Source organism: Promicromonospora sp. NPDC023987 (assembly GCF_040639055.1).
GTDB lineage: Bacteria > Actinomycetota > Actinomycetes > Actinomycetales > Cellulomonadaceae > Promicromonospora.
On record NZ_JBEZZF010000047.1, the window covers coordinates 15368 to 38076 of the forward strand.

Here is a 22709-nt window from a genome sequence, read left to right on the forward strand (position 1 = left end):
CTCGGGGGTGGCGCGGACCGGCGTCGGGCGCCTGTGGAAAAGCGGGGCGGCGGACTTGGCCCGGCCGATAGAATCGATCCGTGACACCCACTGAGCTCTCTGAAGCGCTGAGCGCTGCCCTCGCCGCGGCCGTAGCCGACGGCACACTCGCCCTGCCCGCCGACGCCGTTCCCGCGTCGGTCCACGTGGAGCGACCCCGGCAGCGAGAGCACGGAGACTGGGCGACGAACGTGGCCCTGCAGCTCGCGAAGAAGGCGGGCACCACGCCGCGCGCGCTGGCCGAGGACCTGGCCGCACGCCTCGGCGCGACGCCGGGCATCAAGTCCGTGGGCGTCGCCGGTCCCGGGTTCCTCAACATCACGCTCGACGCCGCGACGGCCGGCGAGCTGGCGCGCACGATCGTGGAGGCAGGCGCGGCCTACGGCAGGGGCAAGGCCCTGGCCGGCCAGGTGATCAACCTGGAGTACATCAGCGCCAACCCGACCGGTCCGCTGCACATCGGGCACACCCGGTGGGCAGCGCTGGGTGACTCGCTCGGGCGCATCCTCCGTGCGGCCGGCGCCGAGGTCGCCGCCGAGTACTACATCAACGACGCCGGCGCGCAGATGGACCGCTTCGGCGAGTCCGTCCTGGCACGTGCCACGGGGGGCGAGGTGCCCGAGGGCGGCTACCGCGGCGAGTACGTCAAGGAGCTCGCGGCCAAGGTGCTCGCGGACCGCCCGGACCTGCCCGAGCTGCCGCATGAGGAGGCCATCGCGGTCGCCCGCGAGGCCGGCTACACGCACCAGCTCGCCGAGATCCGTGAGGTGCTCGCGGGCTTCGGCGTCCACTTCGACGTCTGGTTCTCGGAGCGCGAGCTGCACAGCTCGGGCGCCGTCGACAAGGCGGTGGCCCGCCTGCGGGAGCAGGGCCACGTCTTCGACAAGGACGGTGCGGTCTGGCTGCGCACCACGGACTTCACGGACGACAAGGACCGCGTGATGATCCGGGCGAACGGCGAGCCCACGTACTTCGCCTCGGACGCCGCGTACTACCTGTCGAAGAAGGACCGCGGGTTCCCCGGCAAGATCTACCTGCTCGGCGCCGACCACCACGGCTACGTCAACCGGCTCAAGGCCATCGCGGCCTGCGCGGGGGACGACCCGGAGTCGAACATCGAGGTGCTGATCGGCCAGCTCGTCAACGTCGGCGGCGCCAAGCTGTCCAAGCGGGCCGGCAACATCATCGAGCTGCGCGACCTGGTCGACTGGATCGGCAAGGACGCCGTGCGCTACTCGCTGGCCCGGTACCCCGCGGACTCGCCGCTGGAGCTGCGGGGCGAGGACATGATCAAGCAGTCCAACGACAACCCCGTGTTCTACGTGCAGTACGCGCACAGCCGCACGGTCCAGATCGGGATCAAGGCCGTCGAGCGCGGCGTGCGCCGCGTGGACGGGTTCGACCCGGCGCAGCTCTCGCACGCCTCGGAGACGGCGCTGATCGGGCGTCTCACCGAGTTCCCGCGGATCGTGGCGCAGGCCGCCGAGCTGCGCGAGCCGCACCGCGTGGCCCGCTACCTCGAGGCCCTCGCCGGTGACTTCCACTCCTGGTACAACGACGACGAGAAGCTGCGCGTCACGCCGTACGCGGACGAGGAGGTCACGGACGCGCACCGTGCGCGCCTGTGGCTGAACGACGCCGTCCACACGGTCCTCGCCAACGGCCTGGACCTGCTGGGCGTGAGCGCTCCGGAGCGGATGTGACGGGCGCGCCCTGGTCGACCGGCGTCGGGCGCCTGCCGGACGGCGCACTGGCCGTTGCCGGTGTCGACGTCCGCGACCTCGCCGCTGAGCACGGCACGCCCGCGTACGTGCTGGACGAGACCGACTTCCGCCTGCGTGCCCGCGCGTACCGCACGGCGTTCGAGGCGGCGTTCGGTGCCGTCGGCGCCGGCGTGGACGTGTACTACGCCGGGAAGGCGCTGCTCACGGTTGCCGTCGCACGCTGGGCGCGCGAGGAAGGGCTGCGGGTCGACACGGCGTCGGGCGGCGAGCTCGCCGTCGCGCTGCGCGCCGAGGTACCGGGTGCCGATATCGGCCTGCACGGCAACAACAAGTCCGACGCCGAGATCCTCCGTGCCCTGGATGCCGGCGTGGGCCGCATCATCGTGGACTCGCTGGTCGAGATCGAGCGGGTCGCGCACCTCGCGGCTGAGCGCGGGGTCGTGGCGCCGGTGATGGTCCGTGTGACCACCGGCGTGCACGCCGGCGGGCACGAGTACATCGCGACCGCTCACGAGGACCAGAAGTTCGGGCTCTCGGTGAACCCGGGAGGGCGCTCCGAGAGCCCTGCGATGAACGCGCTGCTGGACGTGCTGAAGCGACCCGAGCTGAAGCTGCTCGGCATCCACTCGCACATCGGCTCGCAGATCATCGATCCCGACGGTTTCGAGGCCGCCGCCGACGTGGTGCTGCGGCTGCGCGCCGACCTGGCCGAGCGCTCCGGCATGCTGGTCGACGAGGTCGACCTCGGTGGTGGTTACGGCATCGCCTACCTGCCCGGCGAGGTCGACCTCGACCCGGAGCGGGTGGCCAAGGACATCGCGCAGTCGGTCGCCGGAGTCTGCCAGGACCTGGGTACGAGCCTGCCGCGGTTCTCGATCGAGCCCGGCCGGGCGATCGTCGGCCCGGCGGGTCTCACGCTCTACACGGTCGGCACGGTCAAGCCGGTCACGGTTTCGGGCGACGACGGCGCGGAGCTCGTCCGCACCTACGTGTCTGTCGACGGCGGCATGAGCGACAACATCCGCCCGGCTCTGTACGGGGCGGCGTACCACGCTGAGGTCGTCGGCCGGACGTCCACGGCCGAGCGGGTGCTGGCGCGTGTGGTGGGCAAGCACTGCGAGTCCGGGGACATCGTGGTGCACGAGGTCCAGCTCCCCGCCGACGTGCGGGCGGGCGACCTGCTCGCGGTCGCCGCGACCGGCGCCTACGGGCGTTCCATGGCGTCGAACTACAACATGCTGCCGCGACCGCCCGTCGTCGCGGTGACCGACGGCGCCTCGCGCGTGCTCGTGCGCCGTGAGACCGAGGCCGACCTGCTGGGCCTCGACCTGGGCTGACCCGAACCAGGGTCCCTGAAGAAGTCTGAACGCCAGTGGGCGCCGCCGGACGACCGGCGGCGCCCACTCGTACGGTGCTCCTAGCTGCCCGTGCCGTTCGTCGTCCCACCGGCGCCGAGCAGGCCGCCCACCGCGTCGCCGACGCCCGTGACGATCCCGTTGACGGTGTCGTCCACGGCCCGCACCGTGTCGTCGATGGCGTCGGAACCGCTACCCGGCTGCTTCGTGGGCGGATCGGTGGGCTCGGGCTCGGACGGCTTCGCCGTCGTGGGCTCCTCGGGAGCAGGTTTCGACGGCTCCGGCTCGGCAGGTGCCGCCGGCTCGTCGACGGGCTGTGAGCCGCCGCCCGTCCCGTGCTCGTCCGCACTGTCCTGCGCCGGCCTCGTGCTGGACGGGCTCCCCCCGGACGCCGGACGGAGCTCCGGCCTCGAGTCGCCGTGCGCTGCTGGCGCCGAGGGAGCCCACGTGCCGACGTCGGCCGGGTCGATGGCGCGGTTCGGGATGGAGCCGGCCGCGAAGAACTCGAAGTGCCAGGGCTCCGGCTTGGCGCCGTCGAGCTGGGCCCAGGACGGGTTGTCCCAGCCGTAGTCAGGCGCGTGGAGCCGGAGCCAGACGTACTCGGGGGAGCTACCGCCCGCGATGGGGTCGTCCAGGTCGATCGCGAGGCCCCAGCCGTGGTTCGAGGTGCCGGGGATCGCCGCGAGGTGTGGCTTGCTGCCCTTGACCGCAACCTGCATCGCATACGGCCGGTACGAGTCCGTCAGCGGGATCGGGTAGCCGAACTCCTTCTCGAACTCGTCGCTGAGCGCCGTCAGCCGCTCGGCGGCGTCGCAGCGCAGCAGGTGCCCGGGCGCGAACGGCAGCGGGCACAGCGCGTCGGCGGGGATGCGGCCGTTCGCGTATCCAGCGGTGGACTCGCCGTAGGCGGCGACGGTCTCCAGGAGGCTGCGGCGCAGCGACGGCTCGGCGCCGGGCAGCGTCTCGACCAGCGCGCTGGGCGACGAGGGATCGAGCATGTTCGCGAGCCGCATCGCCGCGACGGCCACCTCGTCGAAGGTGACGTACCCGGTGCCCTGCTGCTCGGGGTGGGCGTGGGCGCGGACCGGGTGGGCGGGAGCCTGCTGCGACGCCATCGCCACGACCCGCGACACCGGTTCCGCCGACAGCGCCTCGGTCGCCGGGGTCGTCCGCGCCCGGCCGGCCACCGGCGCGGTCTCCACCCGGAGGGGCTCGGCGGCCGCGGCGAGCGCGAACTGCTGGGCCTCGTACGTCGTGTAGAGCATCCCGAGCTCGGCTCCGGCCTGCGCCACCCGCGGGTTGGGCGACGAGGCCTGTCGCAGGGTGCGCTCGGCGCGGTCCAGCACCGCCAGCACCTGGCCCACCGTGACGCCGTCCGTCCCGGCCTCGGGGGCTCGCGTCTCGTGACCCCTGCTGCCCGGGCTGGACGGCGCGGCCACGGCGGACCGGCGTGCCGTCGCCGCCGTGGTGCTCTCGGCCGCGTCCAGTACTGGCAGGCCCGACGTCGCCGTGCTGGCCGACGCGCTGACGAGCACTCCACCGGTCATCGCCAGGGCGATCACCCCGGTCCACGCATGGCGGACGTGTCGGCTCTCCGCCGCCCGGCGCAGCCGTGCCCCGTGCTCGCGGACGAACGCCGCACCTGGCTTGTGCTCGCTCGGCTGTTCCGTCACTGGTCAAACGCCGCGTGACCGGCGATGGAGCTCTCGGTGGCGAGGCCCGGTCGTTGCGGCGACCGTCTGCGCTGGAGCGGGCGAGCTGCTACGAGGAGTAGTCGCCCTCCTCGTACTGGTCGAGGGCCAGCAGCCGGCGGATCGCGTCCGCAGCGGCCTGATCGTCGTGCTCCAGCGCGGCCAGCACCGCGGTGACCATGCTGTCGGACGTCGTCGCGGCAGCCGCCGCCTCCCACGATGGGACCGCCTGGTCGCCTGCGTCGGCCAGGGCCAGGGCGTGCGGCTCGACCTTGGCAGGCCACCGCACGTCGCGCAGCTCCTTGATCTCCGCGCGGAGCGCTGTCAAGGTCGCGACCGCTTGCTCCTGCTGGACATCGACGGGCTGCCCCGTGTTGATCGCCGTCTCCAGCGCCTCGAGAGCCTCGTTGTACGGGCGGACGATCTCCAGGTACCCGACGGCGGCCTCCTCGGCCCCGAGGCGCGGTGCCTCCGACGGCGCGGTGGCGGCCGGCTCTGGTGTCCGGGGCGTCGACGCGGAGGATGGCTCGGTCGTCTGCGGCGTCGATGCGGCCGGCTCAGGCGCGCCGGCCACGGTGCTCGCACACCCGCTCACGAGCAGAAGGGCCAGGGACGTGGTGATCAGGCGGTGCATCGTGCTCCATCGACAAAGGGTGGGTCGGGCACCGAAACGTAGCGCATCCGGGGTCGCGGTGGCACTGACTGGGCACCGCCGCTCAGCGCACGTCGATGTAGATCGGGTTCGTGTAGAGCCAGGTGTCCGACCACGGGTCGCCGTCGTTGTCGGCGTGCTGCAGAGGGCCCGCGGGGTCGATCGACGCTCCGAGAAATCCGGTGCCATGACGGTTGCCGTCGCTGCCGCGCAGGCGGATGTAGCAGGACTCGGTGATGCGCCCGAGCGGGATGCGCAGGTTGTAGGTGCCGTGTCGACGGCTGGTGTCGACCTGCTCGACCACGCGCGTCTCGGGCGCCCGCCAGCTGTCCCGGTTGGTCGAGGGGCCAGTGACGGTGCCCCGGATCACGTCGAGGTGAGCGAGCCGGGGGAGGACCCCGTGCGGGTTGCGCCGGTGCGCGCTGCGCACCTTGATCATCAGCTCGATCGAGGTCCCGCGCTCCACGGTGAGCCGGCCACCGAGCGTGGTCCCGTTACCGCGGCCGCCACGTCCGCCGACAAGGCGGACGTCGAGCCCGTCGACGAGGTGCCCGTGGTCCACCCAGACCCTGCCGCGGCGCAGGCCATCCATGACATCGAGGTAGCCGTGCCGCGTCACGCCGACGTGGGTGCGGCTGAACTCGCCCGGCCAGAAGTCGCTTCCGGGCTGCGGCGTCCCGGTGTCGACGGGGGACGGCTTCCAGCCCAGGGAGTCGAAGTTCTGCCCCGGTGGCATGTCGCCGTCGCGCCACGTGTCCCAGATGGTGCGGTGGTTGTCGGAGTTGGAGGTGATCGAGAACAGGGTGCCCTCGGCCAGCATCGCGTCCCACATGCCTCCGACGGTGGCGGTCATCCAGTCGAAGCCACCGAAGGTTCGGTAGGCCTCGATGGGGTAGCCGGAGTAGGAGTCCGGACGCGGCGCGTTGTTGTACTCGCCCCGCTGGGCCCCCGTGCTGCCGCGGTAGGCCACCCAGGCCGGATCGGCGTCGCCCTGGGCGCCCGGCGCGCCTTCCATACCGATGAGGACGCCGCGCGCGGCGTCGCGCCAGGCCCGGATCTCGTGCGGTGAGTCGATGCCGAGGCGGGACGGGTGGTTAGCCAGCACGAGAACGTCGTCGACGTAGCCGCTCGTCCTGCGGGCGGCGAGCCAGCGCAGTGCCTCCACGGCGCGCTGCTCGTTCTCGGGCAGATCGGCGTCCCAGCCGTTGAGCTTGGCGTCCCACCGGCGCTCGAACTCGCGCAGCAGCTCGACCTCGTGCCGGCCGGGCGCGGCGAACACCGTGCCGTGCTCAGCGGCGGGGATGTACCACTCCAGGCCCTGGAAGATGAGCTGGCGCGGGTTGCGTGCCCGGGCGGCCATGATCTCTGCGTGCTCGGCAGCGGCGCCCTTGTCGCGGTGCCCGTGGTTGCTGTGCTCGGTGAAGACCATCCAGTCCAGGCCGAGCTCCGCACCCTTCTTGGCAAGCTGGTCGAAGTCGTACTTGGCGTCGTGGCTGTAGCGCGTGTGCACGTGGTGGTCGCCGACGAGCCACGCGAGCCGCGGATCACCGGGGCGACCCGAGGCGGCGGCAGTTCCGGCGTGCGCGCCGGAGGCGAGCGCCAGCCCACCGGCCATGCCGAGGCGCAGGAAGGTGCGGCGTGAGGCGCCCTGCGGGTCCAGCGACGAGGCGGGGACCGATGGATCGGCCCAGGCAGGCAGATCGGTGGCGCGGAACGGGGTGGGCATGGTTCCTCCTGCGGCAGAGCATGGTGACGTCACAGGGTCGCGCTGCTTGAAGGCGCACGCGTGAATCTGGGGTGTCCGGCGACTGTCGGTCGGCCGTCGAGCCGTCGGCTCGGTTCCGACCCGGGCAGTCCATCGGCGAACAGGAGGGGACAGGCGTTCAAGAGGCGGATAGAACGGGTGTGCTATAGAATAATGGCATGTTCAGAGAGCGAGCAGTGGCGGGGCGACCGGCCGGCGGCAGGTTGCCCGCGGCCTCGCCTTCTGACGCTCGAGGCGGGGTCGGTGCCAGCCTGGCACTCGTCACTGACGCTGAAATCGACGCTCACACGGGTGCCGACGTCGGCGGTGGTTGCAGCGGTGCCGTCATTGCCGCCGACGTTGCCGGCCCTTCCAGCACGCTCGCCGGTGACGTGACAGCCGCCAAGGTCGCGGCCCTGCACGCGTGGCTGCTGTCCAGCTCCGCTCCGGCCGACGCCGCCTCGCGGGTCGCTACCCTGCGCGCCCTGGAGGAGCTCGCCGCTGGTGTCGTGGCCGTGCAGTCGCAGGTGCTGGTCGACCTGCGCGACGAGGAGGTCCGGGCCGCGAAAGAGGCGGCGCTCGCGTCGGGTGGCACCGCGCACGACAAGCGCGGCCGGCAGATCCCGGTCACGGTCAGGTCCGCGGCACGCGACGCGGAGACGAGCGTGGCCCAGCAGGCCGGGCTCGCGTTGCGGGTCTCGCCGCACCGGGCCCGGTCACTGCTCGGGGTAGCGACGGTCTGGTGCACCGAGATGCCCCACACCCTCAACGCCCTGCGGGAGGGACGACTGTCCCAGGAACGCGCGACGGTGCTGGTCAAGGAGACCGCCTGCCTGACCCTGGCAGACCGCCAGACCATCGACGCGGACCTCTGTGCCGACCCGGCCGTGCTGGAGGGTGTGGGTACCCGGCGGCTGGTCGCACTGATCACCGAGCACGCGGCGCGGCTCGACCCCGCCGCGCTGACCAAGCGGGCCGCGAAGGCCGTCTCCGACCGGTGCGTGACCCTGCGCCCGGCGCCGGACACGATGACGTACCTGACGGCGCTGCTCCCGGTCGCCGAGGGCGTGCAGACCTACGCGGCGCTGAAGCTCGCCGCGGAGACCGCCCGGCACACGGGCGGGGACGAACGACCCACTGGGCAGATCATGGCCGACACGCTGGTCGAACGGATCACGGGCCAAGAGAACGCCGGGGACGTCCCGGTCACGGTGCACCTGGTCGTCTCGGACGAGGCGCTGCTCGCCGGCGGGCACGAACCCGCCGTCGTGCTGGACGGTACCGGCGCGGGACACGGCCCCATCCCCGCACAGGTAGCACGCAACCTCGTCGCCAACGGACTCGACCTGAACGCTGCGTGGCTGCGCGCCGTCTACACCACCAGCACGGGCGACCTGGTGGGCACCAGCAGTAAGCAGCGCTTCTTCGTCGACGGGCTCGCCGACCTGCTCCGCGTGCGCGACCAGGGCATCTGTCGCACCTCCTGGTGCGACGCACCGATCCGGCACCTCGACCACATCACTCCGGCAGGCCGCGGTGGGGACACCACCCTGGCGAACGGCCAGGGCCTGTGTGCTGCCTGCAACCAGGCCAAAGAGACACCCGGCTGGTCCGCAGCCACGGAAGCCGATCCCCGGACCGGTAGACACACCGTCACCACCACCACACCGACCGGACAGCAGTACCGGTCGGTCGCACCCCAGCCCCCACGACCGGCACGAAGCAAACCGCCGCTCGACGGGCAGCCGCCGGGCGTGACGACGGTCGCGCGGCCTGACACGCAGTCGGGCCGAGCGACCGGCCCGGTCACCCTGTCGTGCCGGGTGCGCCAACCAGTGCGCCACCACCTACGACCGGCAGCCCGCGCAACCTGAGACGCCCGGCTCTCTCCGAGCCCGGGCCGGCACGCGGCGCCCAGCCGCATCGGCGTCGTCAGGCCGGGACCGAGTATTCGATATCCGCCACGCCCCGTCATGGCGCACGATGGCACGCATGTCCTTGGTCACTCCCCGCCTGCACACCGCTCGCCTGCGTCTGCGGCCCTTCACCGACGCCGACACCGCCCCGCTCTTCGCACTGCACAGCAGCGCCCTCGTGATGCGCTACTGGGACTCTCCACCGTGGACCGAACAGACTCGTGCGGAGCGCTTCATCGCGATGTGCCGGAAGATGGCCGACGAAGGGACAGGGGCACGAGTGGCCATCGACCGTGCTTCTGACGGAGCCTTCGTCGGCTGGTGCGGTCTGACCGGGTGGAACCCGGAGTACCGCAGCGCGTCGTTGGGCTACTGCCTCGACGACGCGATGTGGGGCCACGGCTACGCGACAGAAGCCGCGCACGCCCTGCTGCAGTGGGCGTTCGACACGCTGGACCTCAACCGAGTTCAGTCCGAGACCGACACGCGCAACGTGGCGTCTGCCCGGGTCCTGGAGAAGGCCGGATTCGTCCGTGAGGGGACGCTGCGGGAAGAGTGCGTCGTGAACGGCGAAGTCTCGGACACGTGGGTGTTCGGGTTGATCAGGCGAGAGTGGAGGCCGCCGATCACGCCGGGCGCAGCCCGCTAAGGGCCAGTGCCACACCCGACGCCGGGCCGGTCAGACCCCCAGGGGTGGTGGGGCCGAAGAGAGAACGGCGACCGGCGCGGCGTCGGGCAGCTTGTGGAGGGGGCGAACCTCAGGCCTGGTCGGCCGGCGATCCCACCAGGTGCCCCTGGTAGGCGGGGCTCGTCAGGAACGGCGGGAACGCGTCCCGCAGGGCGACCTCGCGGAAGATCGCCGCCGCTTCCTCGATGCGGTTGCCGTGGTCGGGCGGCAGCGAGGCGACGACGTCGAGCAGCAGCGCCTCGACCCGCTCCCGGGTGACCGGCAGCTGGTCGTCGTCGGTCACGGTGCCCGAGGCGATCCACTGCCAGACCTGTGACCGGGAGATCTCGGCGGTCGCGGCGTCCTCCATGAGGTTGTCGAGCGCCGCGGCTCCGGTACCGCGCAGCCAGGCGTCGAGGTAGCGCACGGCCACCGAGACGTTCGACCGCAGGCCGGCGGACGTCACCGTGGCACCCGCCCGGCGGGCCGACGCGATGTCGAGCAGCTCGTGCTGACCCACGACGACGTCGGGCCGCAGTCGGCCGACCTGGTTCGACGCGTCCCCCAGCACCGCATCGAACTCGGCCTCGGCCACGGGGATGAGGTCGGGGTGCGCCACCCAGGTGCCGTCGAAGCCGTCCCCGGCCTCGCGCTTCTTGTCCGCGGCGACCCGCTGGAACGCCTCCCGGGTGACCTCGGGGCTGCGGCGGTCCGGGATGAACGCGCTCATGCCGCCGATGGCGTGCGCCCCCCGCTTGTGGCAGGTGGCAACGAGGAGCTCGGTGTACGCACGCATGAACGGCGCCGTCATGGTGACCTGCGCGCGGTCGGGCAGCACGTACGAGTCACCGCGCGTGCGGAAGCACTTGATCACCGAGAACAGGTAGTCCCAGCGGCCGGCGTTCAGCCCCGCGCAGTGGTCGCGCAGCTCGTACAGGATCTCCTCCATCTCGAACGCCGCGGGCAGCGTCTCGATGAGCACGGTGGCGCGGATGGTCCCGCGGGGGATGCCGAGCGCGTCCTGCGCGACCTCGAACACCTCGTTCCAGAGCCGTGCCTCCTTGTAGCCCTCGAGCTTGGGCAGGTAGAAGTACGGCCCGCGACCCCGCGCGATCAGCTCGGCGGCGTTGTGGAAGAAGTAGAGACCGAAGTCCACGAGCCCGCCGAGGGCGCTGCTCGTGATGCCGTTCGAGTCCGTGTAACGCAGGTGGGCCTCGTCGAGGTGCCAGCCACGCGGCCGGAACACGATGGTCGGCAGGTCGGCGATGTCCGACGACCGCAGCGTGTACTCCTTGCCCGCCTCGTTCGTGAAGCTGAGCGTGCCGCGGATCGCGTCGTGCAGGGCGAGCTGCCCCTCCACGACGTTGGGCCAGGTCGGGCTGGACGCGTCCTCGGCGTCGGCCAGCCAGCACCGGGCGCCGGAGTTGAGCGCGTTGATGGTCATCTTCGGGTCGGTGGGACCCGTGATCTCGACGCGCCGGTCCTCCAGGCCCGGTGCGCCCCGGGAGCCCGCGACGCGCCAGTCCGGGTCGTCGCGAACCGGCCGGGTGGAGGCCCGGAAGTCGGGGTCGCTGCCGTCGGCGATGTCCTGGCGGCGGAGCTGGCGCTGCGCGATCAGCTCGTCGCGGGCGGCGTCGAACCGGTCGTGCAGCAGGGCCAGGAACTGGAGCGCCTCGGTGGTCAGGATCTCGCCGTAGCGCGGGCCGACGGCGCCGGTCACGGTGATCACGCCCCGGCGGGCACCGGTCCTCGAGGCGCCCACCCCGCCGCTCGGCAGCGTGCTCGGTGCCGAGCTCCGCACCGCCGGGACAGAGCCGGTACGTGCGGCCGGCGGGGTGCCGATGCCGGCGAGGCCGGCGTCGGGGTCGAAGGGGTTCGCGCCCTGTGGGCGGGTGTCGATGGTCGCGGTCATCAGAACTGCGCCGCCTCGGTCGAGCCGGCCAGGGCAGTGGTGGCGGAGTCCGGGTTGAGCGCCGTCGCCACACGGTCGAAGTAGCCGGTGCCCACCTCACGCTGGTGCTTGGTGGCGGTGTAGCCGCGCTCCTCGGCGGCGAACTCCGCCTCCTGCAGCCGCACGTACGCCGACATCTGCTCGCGGGCGTAGCCGTGGGCGAGGTCGAACATCGAGTAGTTCAGGGCGTGGAAGCCGGCCAGGGTGATGAACTGGAACTTGAAGCCCATGGCGCCCAGCTCGCGCTGGAACTTCGCGATGGTGTCGTCGTCCAGGTGCTTCTTCCAGTTGAACGACGGCGAGCAGTTGTAGCTCAGCATCTGGTCGGGGAAGTCCGCCTTGACGGCCTCGGCGAACTTGCGCGCGAGCTCGAGGTCGGGCGTGCCGGTCTCCATCCAGATGAGGTCGGAGTACGGCGCGTAGGCCTTGGCCCGGGCGATGCACGGCTCGATGCCGTTGGTCACCTTGTAGAAGCCCTCGGCGGTGCGCTCACCCGTGATGAACGGGAGGTCCCGCTCGTCGACGTCGGACGTGATCAGGGTCGCGGCCTCCGCGTCGGTCCGGGCGATCACGATCGAGGGCACGTCGGCGACGTCGGCCGCCAGCCGGGCGGCGTTCAGCGTGCGCACGTGCTGCTGCGTCGGGATGAGCACCTTGCCGCCGAGGTGGCCGCACTTCTTCTCCGAGGCGAGCTGGTCCTCCCAGTGCACGCCGGCGGCGCCCGACTGGATCATCGACTTCATCAGCTCGTAGGCGTTGAGCGGGCCGCCGAAGCCTGCCTCGGCGTCGGCCACGATCGGGGCCAGCCAGTCGCGGGTCGGGGTGCCGTTCTCCGAGACGTCGATCTGGTCGGCGCGCAGGAGCGCGTTGTTGATGCGACGGACCACGGCGGGCACCGAGTTGGCGGGGTAGAGCGACTGGTCGGGGTAGGTCTGTCCCGAGAGGTTCGCGTCACCGGCGACCTGCCAGCCGGACAGGTAGACGGCCTGGAGGCCGGCCTTGACCTGCTGCACGGCCTGGTTTCCGGTCAGCGCCCCGAGGGCGTTGATGTAGTCCTCCTCGTGCAGCTGCCGCCACAGGCGCTCGGCGCCGCGGCGGGCGAGCGTGCTCTCCTCGCCGACCGAGCCGCGCAGCGCGACGACGTCCTCGGGAGTGTAGGTGCGCTCGATGCCGGCCCAGCGCGGGTCGGAGTCCCAGGACTGCTGCAGCTCCGCGGCCGTCTGCACCTGGTCGCCGGTGCGCACGGGCTTCGACGCGGTCGTCGCGGACACAGTCGCCTCGTCCGTTGAATCGATGGTGGGTGCGCTCATGGCGATCTCCTTCTCGGTGGAACGTCGTCACCGCGCTGCCGGGTGACGTGTTACGACCTTCTGCCCTGCGCAACCCACTTCTCAAGCAGATCTGAGTAGAAGAAAGCTGGTTCTTCTGTTGAACGGAAGCCTCTTCGTATGTCACCCTCGGGCATGGCAGGAACCACCGGCAATGGCAGAACCGCGCGAAACGTGACTTCTTCGCGTCCCACGCAGAACGGGGCAGGCCAGGCGACGGGTCGGCCACGCGGCAGGGTGCCCGGTCAGGCGCTCGGCCAGGTGCCCGGTCACGCGTCGGTGCCGGCGGGCGGCCCGGTAGACACCGAGCCGGATGCCCTCACGATCGGCCGGCGCATCCGGCACCTGCGGACCAGCAGGGGAATGACGCTCGACGACCTGGCCTCGGCGATCGACCGGGCACCGTCGCAGGTCAGCACGCTGGAGAACGGCAAGCGGGAACCGAAGTTCTCGCAGCTGCAGGCCATCGCCAGGGCGCTCGGCACCGGCGTCGACGACCTGCTGTCGGCGGAGGCGCCGTCGGAGCGGGACGCGCTGGAGATCGAGCTCGAGCGTGTGCAGCGCGGGCCGCTGTTCGCGTCGCTGGGGATCGAGGGCGTGCGCATCGGCAAGTCGCTGCCGCACGACGCGCTCTCGACCATCCTGGCGCTGCACCGCGAGCTGGAGCGGCTGCACACCGAGCGCGCGGCAACGCCCGAGGAGGCCCGCCGGGCCAACGGCGAGCTTCGCGGCGACATGCGCGCCAAGGACAACTACCTGCCCGAGCTGGAGCAGGTCGCCAAGGGCCTGCTCGCGGACGTCGGGCACACGTCCGGGCCGCTGCCGCAGCGCATGGCGGCCGAGATCGCCGCGCACCTCGGCTTCACGCTGCACTACGTCAGCGACCTGCCGCACTCGACGCGATCGGTCATCGACACGCGGAACCGGCGCCTCTACCTGCCGTCCAAGGGCTTCCGCGGCCGCTCCAACACCCGGTCGGCGCTGCTCCAGGCGCTCGCCTCGCACGTGCTCGACCACACCGAGCCGGGCGACTACGGCGAGTTCCTGCGCCAGCGCGTCGAGGCGAACTACCTCGCGGCGGCCCTCATGGTCCCGGAGAAGCCGGGCGTGAAGTTCCTGCGCGACGCCAAGGACGATCGGTCCATCGCCATCGAGGACCTGCGCGACGCCTTCGGGGTGTCGTTCGAGACCGCGGCGCACCGGTTCACCAACCTCGCGACGCGCCACCTCGGCATCCCGGTGCACTTCATGAAGGTCCACGAGTCGGGGATCCTGCACAAGGCGTACGAGAACGACGGCGTGCGGTTCCCGTCCGACGCCCTCGGCGCCGTCGAGGGTCAGCACGTGTGCAAGCAGTGGACCGCGCGTCGGGTGTTCGACGTCGAGGACCGGTTCAACCCGTACGCGCAGTACACCGACACGCCGTCGGGCACCTACTGGTGCACCTCCCGCGTGGAGAACACGTCGGACGGCGCGTTCTCCGTGTCGGTCGGCGTGCCGTTCGCGGACGTCAAGTGGTTCGAGGGACGCGAGACGACGGAGCGGAACACCTCGCTGTGCCCCGACGAGTCGTGCTGCCGGCGTCCGCCGGAGGAGCTGTCCGCGAAGTGGGGCGACTTCGCCTGGCCCTCGGCGCGGCCCCACGCCTCGATGCTGGCGGCGATGCCCTCGGGCGCGTACCCGGGCGTGGAGACCACGGAGGTCTACCGGTTCCTGGAGCAGCACGCCCCCGAGGGCTGAGCGGCGCACGTGCTGGTCAGCAGGCCGTGACCAGGTCGAACCTGCCCTCCGTGGTCTCCCGCAGCGTCGTCACCGTCGCATCGCCCTGCCCGAGGTAGTCGAGCGAGCCGATCGCGTAGAACGGGTTGTACGGGTCCACGCCGTACGACGTCGCCCGGCCCGCTGCCTGGTGCTCCGCGTTCGAGGCCGCGCCACAGTACGGCTCGGTGGGCGGGTCGGTCGGCGGGTCCGTCGGGGGATCCGTCGGTGGGTCCGTCGGCTCGCCCGACCGGTCCACCCGCCGGTTGTGCTCGAAGAAGAAGTCCGTCACGTACGCCGGGTAGCTCACCGAGCTCGTCGAGATGTACGGACCACCCGGGCCGCCCCCAGCGGGCCACGCGTGGCCCACGTTCGAGTTGGCGACGAGCGACACGCGTGGCCCGGCGACGTCGGACCACAGGGTGCCGGTGCCCGCCGTGTTGGTGCCCTCCAGGCCCGACAGGGAGAACGTCGACCGGGCCGTCGCACCGTAGATCCCGGCCATGACCTGCGCGTTCAGCGTGTTGTAGCCCGTCGCGACGGTCGTGTCGGACGATCCGTACACCACTGAGGTCACCTGCGTGTCGAAGCTCGGCGCAGCGGTCGAGGCGAAGCCGCGGCACGTGGACGTGGCCTGCGCCTGGGTGGTCGCCACGTACCCGATCTGGCCCGACGTCGTACCGACCGTGGGCCCTGCGTCGATGCCGATCCCGGCGAAGACGTCCGGCGCGAGGCAGCCCAGCACCATCGTCTCGCCGCCGCCGGACGAGAGCCCCGATACGTACACCTGGTTCGGGTCGATCCCGAGTGAGGCGTCGCCGAGCAGGTTGTCGACGAGCCGCAGCAGGTTGTCGTCGTGCCGCGCGGGGTTCGACCGCGAGTGGGACGTGTCGTAGTAGTCCCAGCACCCGAGGATCACTCCGCCGTTCGGTGCCGCCGGCACGGCGACGACCATGCCGTGCTCGTCGGCCGTCGTCGCCCAGTTGCCCCCGTTCCTCAGGTCGGTCGAGGTCTGCACGCACCCGTGCAGGTTGACCATCAGCGCACGGCCGGCCGCCAGCGCGGGCTCCGACGTCGGCACGTACAGCTGGGTGGCCATGCCGCCGGCGGTGCGGGACGACCACGCGCCGGCGGCCGCGACGTCGCTGGTGACAGGGGTTCCGGTGGCGGTGGCGGGCCCGGCCAGGGCGACCACGGCGGGTGCGGTGAGCACCAGGGCGACGGCGGCGAGCCAGCCGTATGCGCGCCGGCGGGCCCGGTCTCGGGGCAAACGCGGGGACGGGTGTGTCATGCGAACCTCCACGGTGAGGTCGTGCCGCCCGGGCGCTCCGTTGCGCTCGCGGCGGTCGGACATCGGGGACATTAGGTGGGACCTGAATCACCTGTCAAGAGTGCGTACACCTCAGTTCGCCGCTGCGGGGGTTGACACCGGGCATCCATCTCGTCCACTATTCCCACCACCTGAATCGCCTCTCAGGTCTGGGCATCGAAGCCCACACCGGACGAGTGGCGACCACCCCGAAGAAGGGCAGAGTCATGCGGACGAGGAAGTCCCTCATGGCCGTCGCCGCCGCAGCGGTGGGCCTGGCGCTCGCGGCGTGCGCGCCGACCGGCGCCGGTGCCACCGGCGGCAGTGACAGCAGCGGCGAGAGCACCGCGCCGATCGACGTCGGCATCGTCTACTCGGAGTCCGGACCGCTCGCCGCGTACGGAGCGGCCTACAAGGACGGGTTCGAGGCCGGTATCGACCACGCGACGGGCGGCACCGGCGAGGTCGACGGCCGCGCGCTCAACGTGACCTTCCACGACGACGCGGGCGACCCGGAGAAGGCCGTGTCGCAGGCCAAGGACCTGATCGGCAAGGGCTACCAGATCCTGGCCGGGACCGTCGTCTCGGGCGTGGCGCTCCCGCTGGCCGAGCAGGCGGAGCAGAACAAGGTCCTGTACATCTCGGGCCCGGCCGCCGTGGACACGCTCACCGGCATCAACCGGTACACCTTCCGCAGCGGGCGGCAGTCGCTGCAGGACGTCGCGACGGCGGGCACGTTCGTCGAACCGGACGGCGCGAAGGTCGTCGTGTTCGCGCAGGACAACGCCTTCGGCCAGGGCAACCTCGCCGCCGTCGAGGGCGTGCTCGGCGGCCAGGGCGCCGACGTCACCTCGGTCCTGGTGCCCGAGGACGCCACCGAGTTCACGCCCTTCGCCAAGAAGGTGCTCGACGCCGACGCCGACATGGTGTTCGTGGCCTGGGCCGGCGCCACGACCGGCGCCATGTGGCAGGGCCTCGACCAGCAGGGCGTCCTGGACCGGACCACCGTGGTGACGGGCCTCGGCGACGTCGCGACGTACGGCGCGTACGGGGACGCCGCCGAGAAGGTCAGCTTCCTCAACCACTACTTCCCGGGTGCGGCAGGCACCGAGACCGAGACCGCGATGCTGGATGCCGTTGAGGCGGCCGGCGGGACGCCCGACCTGTTCACGCCGGACGGTTTCGTGGCGGCCCAGATGATCGTGCACGCGGTGCAGGAGGGCGCGGGCGACGTCGAGGCCATGGTGGACGCGCTCGAGGGGTACTCGTTCGAGGGTCCCAAGGGGCAGACCACGGTCCGGGCCGCTGACCACGCGCTGATCCAGCCGATGTACCAGGCCAGGCTGGTCAAGGAGGGTGACACCTGGACGCCAGAGCTGGTCGAGGTCGTCGACGGCGAGGCCATCGCCCCCGCCGAGGCGACCGAGTAGTGGAGGCGGGTATGGGGTCGAGTACGGCAGCGGGTGGCGAGCCGGTGCTCGAGGCCGCCGGCCTGGGACTGACGATCGGCGGGGCACGGATCCTGGCCGACGTCGACCTCCGGGTGGGCCGCGGCGAGCTGTTGGGTGTGATCGGGCCGAACGGCGCGGGCAAGACCACGCTCTTCAACCTGGTCAGCGGGATCCACCGGCCCACGAGCGGCCGGGTGCTCCTGGACGGCAGGGACGTGACGACGGCGTCGGTCGCGGCGCGGGCCCGAGCCGGCCTCGGCCGCACCTTCCAGACGTCGAGCCTGTTCCCGCGGCTGTCCGTCGTCGAGAACGTCCGGCTCGCCACCCAGCGCCGTCTCGGCGGCAGCCTCTCGGTCCTGAGCTTCCCCCGGCGCGGCGACGCCGCGTCGAAGGAGGCCGCCGAGCACCTCGGCACGGTCGGGCTGACGCACCGGGCGGACCTCGCCGCGGGGGACCTCTCCCACGGCGACAAGCGCAAGGTCGAGATAGCGGTGCTCCTCGCGATGGACTCGTCGGTGGTGCTGCTGGACGAGCCGATGGCCGGCGTCGCGACCGGCGACGTCGCCGGGCTCGTCGAGGTGATCCGGACGATCAACCGGACCGGCCGGACCGTGCTCATGGTCGAGCACCACATGGACGTGGTGCTCGGCCTCGCTGACCGCGTGGCGGTGATGCACCACGGCGAGCTGCTCGTGTGCGACACCCCGGAGCGGGTCATGGCGGACGAGACGGTGCAGTCCGCCTACCTCGGCACGACGGTCGGGAGCATGGCATGAGCGGGCCGGTGCTGGAGGTGCGCGGCCTGACGGCATGCATCGCGGGCCAGGAGGTGGTGCACGACGTGTCGTTCGAGGTGCCCGCCTCCGGCGTCACCGCGGTGCTGGGCCGCAACGGCGTCGGCAAGACGTCCACGCTCAAGGCGATCCTCGGCCTGGTCGAACGGTCGGGTGAGGTACTGCTCGACGGCGTGCGGGTGGACGCCGAGCGGACGGACCGCATAGTCCGCCGCGGCGTCGGCTACGTGCCGGAGGACCGCGAGGTGTTCGCCGGCCTGACCGTCGCCGAGAACCTCCGGCTCGCGGAACGTCGCGCCACGGGCGGCCGCGGCAGGAGCGGAACGGACAGCAGGGGGACGACGGCGCAGCACCGCGAGCTGGTCGCCGCCCTGTTCCCGGAGCTCGCCCGGCGCGCCGCGCAGCGGGCGGGCACGCTCTCGGGCGGACAGCAGCAGATGGTCTCGCTCGCACGGGCGCTGCTCAACGAGAACCGGATCCTGCTGGTCGACGAACCCACCAAGGGGCTCGCCCCGAAGATCGTCGGCGAGGTCGCCGAGACGCTGGCGGCCGCCGCGCAGACCGTCCCGGTCCTGCTCGTGGAGCAGAACCTCCAGGTCGTCGAGCGGCTGGCCGAGCGGGTGGTCGTGATCGACGCGGGCCGGGTGGTGCACACCGGTCCGGCGCGCGAGCTGCTGGACGACCCCGAGGCCGTGCAGCGGTTGCTGGGGGTCTCGACAGGCTCGACCACCGGGGCGGGCTCGACCATCTCGACCGCAGAGGCGGAGGCCGACCGATGAGCACCCTGATCCTCCTGCTCGCGACCGGCCTCGGGCTGGGCGGGCTGTACTTCCTCGTCGCGTCGGGCCTGTCCCTGATCTACGGCCTGATGGGGGTGCTCAACTTCGCGCACGGCTCGTTCCTCACGCTCGGCGCGTTCGTGGGCCTGGCGGCGGCGAACACGGTCGGCGCGGACACGTGGGGCGGCCTCGCGCTGGGCCTCGTCGTCGGCTCGCTGACCGGCGCCGCCGCGGCGGCCCTCACCGAGCTGGGCCTGATCCGGCCCCTGTACGACCGGCACATCGAGCAGGTGCTCGTCACCGTGGGCCTCTCGCTCGCGAGCGTCGCCCTGTTCGAGGGCATCTGGGGCCCCAACCCGCGGAACATCACCCGCACCGACTGGCTGACCTCGACCACCGAGGTGCTGGGTGCGCGCGTGCCCAACACCGCGTTCCTCAACGTCCTCGCGGCGGCCGCGGTGCTCGCAGGGATCGTCGCGTTCCTGAGGTTCACGCGCTACGGCCTGATCATCCGCGCTGGGGTGGAGAACCGGGCCATGGTCACGGCGCTCGGCATCGACGTGCGCCGTGCGTTCACGCTGGTGTTCGCCGTCGGCGGCGCGGCGGCCGGGCTGGGCGGCGTGCTGGCCACCCAGTCCCTGAACTACGTGTCGCCGCACATGGGATCGAGCCTGCTCATCTTCGCGTTCATCGTCACGGTGATCGGCGGCATGGGGTCGCTGACCGGCGCGGCGGTGGCGTCCGTCGTCGTCGCCCTGCTGCAGCAGCTCGCCAACTACTACCTGAACAACACCGGCGACCTGATCGTCGTGCTGCTCCTGGCGCTCGTCCTCCTCGTGCGTCCGTCCGGACTGATGGGGAGGCCCGCATGAACCGCACCCGCACAGGTCTGGGAGCGCTCGCGATCCTCGTGCTCCTGGGCTGCCTGCCGCTGCTGGCGCTCACCGTCCCGGGCGTCCTGCCCGGGTACACCTACGAGCCGGGGACGCTCCAGCTCCTCGCCCTCTGCTGGCTGACGGCGGCGCTCGCCCTGTCCTACCACCTGCTGTTCGGCGTCGCGGGGCTGATGAGCTTCGGGCACGCGCTCTACTTCGCGGCGGGCATCTACGGCCTCGCGATCGTGCTCGACCGTACCGACGTGCCGCTCCTGCCCGCCGCCGCGCTCGTGCTGGTCGGCGGCATCGTCCTCGCGTTCGTGGTGGGCGCCGTCTCGCTGCGCGTCACCGGCATCTCGTTCGCGATGGTCACCCTCGCGTTCGCGCAGGCGGGCAACGTGCTCGTGCGCCGTGACCAGGGCGACGTGACCGGCGGGGAGGAGGGGCTGGCGCTGGCGACCGAGGGTGTACCGGACGCGCTCATCGGCGTGGTCAACACCCGCAACCTGTACTGGCTCGCGCTCGCGGTGCTCGTGGTGGTCTATCTCGTGGTGCTGTGGATCGAGCGCACGCGCGCCGGGCACATGGCCGCGGCCGTGCGCGAGAACGAGGTCCGCGTGCGCATCATCGGCGGCCGCCCGTACGTGACCAAGCTCGTGGTGTTCGTCCTGGCGGCGTCGCTCGCGACGGTCGTCGGCATGGCCTACCTGCTGTTGCAGTCCGGTGCGTCGCCGGCGACGTCGACCGCCGACTTCACGCTCACCCTGCTGGTGATGGTGGTGCTGGGCGGCGTCGGCTCACGGTGGGGCGCCGTCGTCGGGGCGGTGCTCTATACCCTGCTGGACCAGCGCCTCGGCGAGCTGGCGCACTCGGAAGCGGTGGCCGGCCTGCCGGCCGTGCTCCGGATCCCGCTGTCCGAACCGATGTTCCTGCTGGGCACCTGCTTCGTCCTGGTCGTGGTCTTCCTGCCCGGCGGGCTCGCGGGCGCAGCGCAGCGGCTGGCTGCCCGAGGCCCGCGGCGGCGGGGCGAGCGCGCGCCCGAGCCCGCACCGGACGGAGCGGCAGCATGAGCGACCTGCACACGCTGGGGCGGTGGCCACGCGACCGGGCCCTGGCGACGCCCGACCGGGTGGCGGTCGACGACCGCGGCGTCACCCTGACCTATCGAGCCCTCGACGAACGGGCGACAGCCCTGGCGGAGCGGCTGCGGGCTGCGGGCTACGACGTCGGCGACCGGATCGCCACCGTGACCGGGAACAGCTCCGACCAGGTGGTGCTCTTCTTCGCCTGCGCCAAGGCCGGGCTGGTGCTGGCGCCGCTGTCCTGGCGGCTCTCGCCGCACGAGCTCGCCGTGCAGCTCGACCGGGCGGACCCAGCCCTCGTGCTGGTCGAGGAGGAGTGCGGCGTCGTCGCGGACGCCGCGCTCGAACGGCTGCCGCTGTCGCCGTCGCGCACGGCACTGGGGACGCACGGGGTCGAGGCGTGGGCGCCGCCGCCCACGCGCCGCCCGCGCCCGGGCGGGGCGCCCACCGAACCGGTGCCGGGCGGGCCGGGCCGCGCGGTGCGCGACGACGACCCGCTGCTGCTCGTCTTCACGTCGGGCACGGGCGGCACGCCGAGGGGTGCGCTGCTCACGCACGCGAACTGCTTCTGGAACAACCTGTCGCTGTCCCGGATCGTCGAGCTGACCAGCACGGACATCGTGCTGTCCGTGCTGCCGCAGTTCCACGCGGGCGGCTGGAACATCCAGCCGCTGCTGGCCTGGTGGACGGGCGCGACGGTGGTGCTGGAGCGCACCTTCGAGCCGGAACGGGTGCTGCGCCTGGTGGCCGACCGGCGCGTCACCACCATGATGGGCGTGCCCACCAACTACCTCCTGCTCGCGGAGCATCCCGGCTTCGCAGCGGCCGACCTGAGCTCGCTGCGCCACGCCGTCGTGGGCGGTGCGCCCATGCCGGAGCCGCTGCTGCGTGCCTGGCACCGCCGCGGCGTCGCGCTCACGCAGGGGTACGGGCTCACCGAGGCGGGCCCCAACGTGCTGTGCCTGCCCGACGACGTCGCACGGGACCGGGTCGGCTCCGCCGGCGTGCCGTACCCGCACGTCGAGGTGGCAGTCGCCGACCCGGTCACGGGGGAGCACCGCACGGGCGCCGCGACCGGCGAGCTGCTGGTGCGCGGCCCGGGAGTCTTCGCGGGCTACTTCCGCGAGCCGGAGGCGACGGCGGCGTCGTTCGCGCGTGGCTGGCTACGCACCGGCGACCTCGTGGAACGCTCCGCCGACGGGTACTACCGTGTCGTCGACCGGCTCAAGGACGTGTTCATCACGGGCGGCGAGAACGTCACGCCGGCCGAGGTCGAGGCGGCGCTGCGGCGGCACCCCGCGGTGGCCGACGCCGCCGTCGTCGGCGTCCCGGACGAGCGCTGGGGCGAGGTGGGGCACGCGTTCGTGGTGCCGCGCCGCGGCGAGCTCACCGACGCGGCGGACCTCGAGGCGTTCTGCCGCCGTGAGCTGGCCCGGTACAAGGTGCCACGGTACTTCGAGCTGGTGCCGGACCTGCCCCGTTCATCCCTGCACAAGGTGATGCGCTCCGCGCTCGCCCCACCACACCACCAGTCCGAGGAGGCCCGGTGAGCACCATCTCCCAGTCCAGCGAGACTCAGCCCAGCGAGACTCAG

Annotated in this window: 17 protein-coding genes; 11 read left to right on the forward strand and 6 right to left on the reverse strand. The window is 72.2% G+C overall.

Going from position 1 to position 22709, the window contains the following annotated elements:
• The first annotated feature begins 80 nt into the window (after positions 1–80).
• Both argS and lysA read left to right on the forward strand, forming a co-directional pair.
• Positions 81–1742 carry an arginine--tRNA ligase gene (gene argS, locus AB0F40_RS19045; RefSeq protein ID WP_357470971.1) on the forward strand — a complete coding sequence of 554 codons (1662 nt, stop codon included), beginning with the start codon at positions 81–83 and terminating at the stop codon, positions 1740–1742.
• The gene (gene lysA / locus AB0F40_RS19050) at positions 1739–3100 is read left to right on the forward strand and encodes a diaminopimelate decarboxylase (protein ID WP_357470974.1); all 1362 of its coding nucleotides are present in this window, start codon (positions 1739–1741) and stop codon (positions 3098–3100) included. The genes argS and lysA overlap by 4 nt, the downstream gene beginning before the upstream one ends.
• 80 nt (positions 3101–3180) lie before the next feature.
• Here the strand turns inward: lysA and AB0F40_RS19055 are convergent, their stop codons facing one another.
• The 3 genes from AB0F40_RS19055 to AB0F40_RS19065 all read right to left on the reverse strand — a co-directional run bounded on the left by AB0F40_RS19055 (position 3181) and on the right by AB0F40_RS19065 (position 7187).
• A complete protein-coding gene (locus AB0F40_RS19055; RefSeq protein ID WP_357470977.1) occupies positions 3181–4791 on the reverse strand; it encodes a D-alanyl-D-alanine carboxypeptidase family protein in 1611 nt (536 codons plus the stop codon).
• An 88-nt stretch (positions 4792–4879) separates the two neighbouring features.
• Entirely contained in the window at positions 4880–5443 is a 564-nt protein-coding gene (locus tag AB0F40_RS19060) for a hypothetical protein (RefSeq protein ID WP_357470980.1), read from the reverse strand.
• An 82-nt stretch (positions 5444–5525) separates the two neighbouring features.
• Positions 5526–7187 (reverse strand): PHP domain-containing protein, encoded by a 1662-nt coding sequence (locus AB0F40_RS19065; protein ID WP_357470983.1) that lies wholly within the window; start codon positions 7185–7187, stop codon positions 5526–5528.
• Between the two features lie 410 nt (positions 7188–7597).
• Between AB0F40_RS19065 and AB0F40_RS19070 the strand changes: the two genes are divergently transcribed.
• The gene (locus AB0F40_RS19070) at positions 7598–9079 is read left to right on the forward strand and encodes a DUF222 domain-containing protein (protein WP_357470986.1); all 1482 of its coding nucleotides are present in this window, start codon (positions 7598–7600) and stop codon (positions 9077–9079) included.
• Positions 9080–9197: 118 nt separating this feature from the next.
• Complete coding sequence (locus AB0F40_RS19075) at positions 9198–9770, forward strand: GNAT family protein (protein ID WP_357470989.1); 573 nt, start codon at positions 9198–9200, stop codon at positions 9768–9770.
• A 109-nt stretch (positions 9771–9879) separates the two neighbouring features.
• Here the strand turns inward: AB0F40_RS19075 and aceB are convergent, their stop codons facing one another.
• The gene (gene aceB / locus AB0F40_RS19080) at positions 9880–11700 is read right to left on the reverse strand and encodes a malate synthase A (RefSeq protein WP_357470992.1); all 1821 of its coding nucleotides are present in this window, start codon (positions 11698–11700) and stop codon (positions 9880–9882) included.
• Positions 11700–13049 (reverse strand): isocitrate lyase, encoded by a 1350-nt coding sequence (aceA, locus tag AB0F40_RS19085; RefSeq protein ID WP_357470995.1) that lies wholly within the window; start codon positions 13047–13049, stop codon positions 11700–11702. The genes aceB and aceA overlap by 1 nt, the downstream gene beginning before the upstream one ends.
• Before the next feature lie 279 nt (positions 13050–13328).
• On the opposite strand from aceA, the gene AB0F40_RS19090 reads away from it, so the two are divergent.
• Positions 13329–14807 carry a helix-turn-helix domain-containing protein gene (locus AB0F40_RS19090; RefSeq protein WP_357471039.1) on the forward strand — a complete coding sequence of 493 codons (1479 nt, stop codon included), beginning with the start codon at positions 13329–13331 and terminating at the stop codon, positions 14805–14807.
• 16 nt (positions 14808–14823) lie between these two features.
• Here AB0F40_RS19090 and AB0F40_RS19095 read toward each other — a convergent pair whose 3' ends face one another.
• Complete coding sequence (locus AB0F40_RS19095) at positions 14824–16116, reverse strand: PHB depolymerase family esterase (RefSeq protein ID WP_357470998.1); 1293 nt, start codon at positions 16114–16116, stop codon at positions 14824–14826.
• A gap of 245 nt (positions 16117–16361) precedes the next feature.
• Between AB0F40_RS19095 and AB0F40_RS19100 the strand changes: the two genes are divergently transcribed.
• Genes AB0F40_RS19100 through AB0F40_RS19125 form a run of 6 tightly spaced genes read left to right on the forward strand, consistent with a single transcriptional unit; the run spans position 16362 to position 22665 of the window.
• Entirely contained in the window at positions 16362–17564 is a 1203-nt protein-coding gene (locus AB0F40_RS19100) for a substrate-binding domain-containing protein (protein ID WP_357471000.1), read from the forward strand.
• Between the two features lie 11 nt (positions 17565–17575).
• Complete coding sequence (locus AB0F40_RS19105; RefSeq protein WP_357471003.1) at positions 17576–18361, forward strand: ABC transporter ATP-binding protein; 786 nt, start codon at positions 17576–17578, stop codon at positions 18359–18361.
• The gene (locus AB0F40_RS19110) at positions 18358–19158 is read left to right on the forward strand and encodes an ABC transporter ATP-binding protein (RefSeq protein ID WP_357471006.1); all 801 of its coding nucleotides are present in this window, start codon (positions 18358–18360) and stop codon (positions 19156–19158) included. Before AB0F40_RS19105 ends, AB0F40_RS19110 begins: the two co-directional genes overlap by 4 nt.
• Entirely contained in the window at positions 19155–20030 is an 876-nt protein-coding gene (locus AB0F40_RS19115; RefSeq protein ID WP_357471009.1) for a branched-chain amino acid ABC transporter permease, read from the forward strand. Before AB0F40_RS19110 ends, AB0F40_RS19115 begins: the two co-directional genes overlap by 4 nt.
• Positions 20027–21103: a branched-chain amino acid ABC transporter permease gene (locus AB0F40_RS19120; RefSeq protein ID WP_357471012.1), complete on the forward strand. Its 1077-nt coding sequence runs from the start codon at positions 20027–20029 to the stop codon at positions 21101–21103. The genes AB0F40_RS19115 and AB0F40_RS19120 overlap by 4 nt, the downstream gene beginning before the upstream one ends.
• Positions 21100–22665, forward strand: coding sequence for an AMP-binding protein (locus tag AB0F40_RS19125; RefSeq protein ID WP_357471015.1), 1566 nt, complete (start codon positions 21100–21102; stop codon positions 22663–22665). Before AB0F40_RS19120 ends, AB0F40_RS19125 begins: the two co-directional genes overlap by 4 nt.
• The last annotated feature ends 44 nt before the right edge of the window (positions 22666–22709 follow it).

What these genes read in the sequence shown, in the direction of transcription:
- AB0F40_RS19060 (WP_357470980.1), bottom strand. Translation starts at nt 5,443, where the DNA reads ATGCACCGCCTGATCACCACGTCCCTGGCCCTTCTGCTCGTGAGCGGG.
- AB0F40_RS19065 (WP_357470983.1), bottom strand. Translation starts at nt 7,187, where the DNA reads ATGCCCACCCCGTTCCGCGCCACCGATCTGCCTGCCTGGGCCGATCCA.
- AB0F40_RS19075 (WP_357470989.1), top strand. Translation starts at nt 9,198, where the DNA reads ATGTCCTTGGTCACTCCCCGCCTGCACACCGCTCGCCTGCGTCTGCGG.
- aceB (WP_357470992.1), bottom strand. Translation starts at nt 11,700, where the DNA reads ATGACCGCGACCATCGACACCCGCCCACAGGGCGCGAACCCCTTCGAC.
- aceA (WP_357470995.1), bottom strand. Translation starts at nt 13,049, where the DNA reads ATGAGCGCACCCACCATCGATTCAACGGACGAGGCGACTGTGTCCGCG.
- AB0F40_RS19095 (WP_357470998.1), bottom strand. Translation starts at nt 16,116, where the DNA reads ATGACACACCCGTCCCCGCGTTTGCCCCGAGACCGGGCCCGCCGGCGC.
- AB0F40_RS19100 (WP_357471000.1), top strand. Translation starts at nt 16,362, where the DNA reads ATGCGGACGAGGAAGTCCCTCATGGCCGTCGCCGCCGCAGCGGTGGGC.
- AB0F40_RS19105 (WP_357471003.1), top strand. Translation starts at nt 17,576, where the DNA reads ATGGGGTCGAGTACGGCAGCGGGTGGCGAGCCGGTGCTCGAGGCCGCC.
- AB0F40_RS19110 (WP_357471006.1), top strand. Translation starts at nt 18,358, where the DNA reads ATGAGCGGGCCGGTGCTGGAGGTGCGCGGCCTGACGGCATGCATCGCG.
- AB0F40_RS19115 (WP_357471009.1), top strand. Translation starts at nt 19,155, where the DNA reads ATGAGCACCCTGATCCTCCTGCTCGCGACCGGCCTCGGGCTGGGCGGG.
- AB0F40_RS19120 (WP_357471012.1), top strand. Translation starts at nt 20,027, where the DNA reads ATGAACCGCACCCGCACAGGTCTGGGAGCGCTCGCGATCCTCGTGCTC.
- AB0F40_RS19125 (WP_357471015.1), top strand. Translation starts at nt 21,100, where the DNA reads ATGAGCGACCTGCACACGCTGGGGCGGTGGCCACGCGACCGGGCCCTG.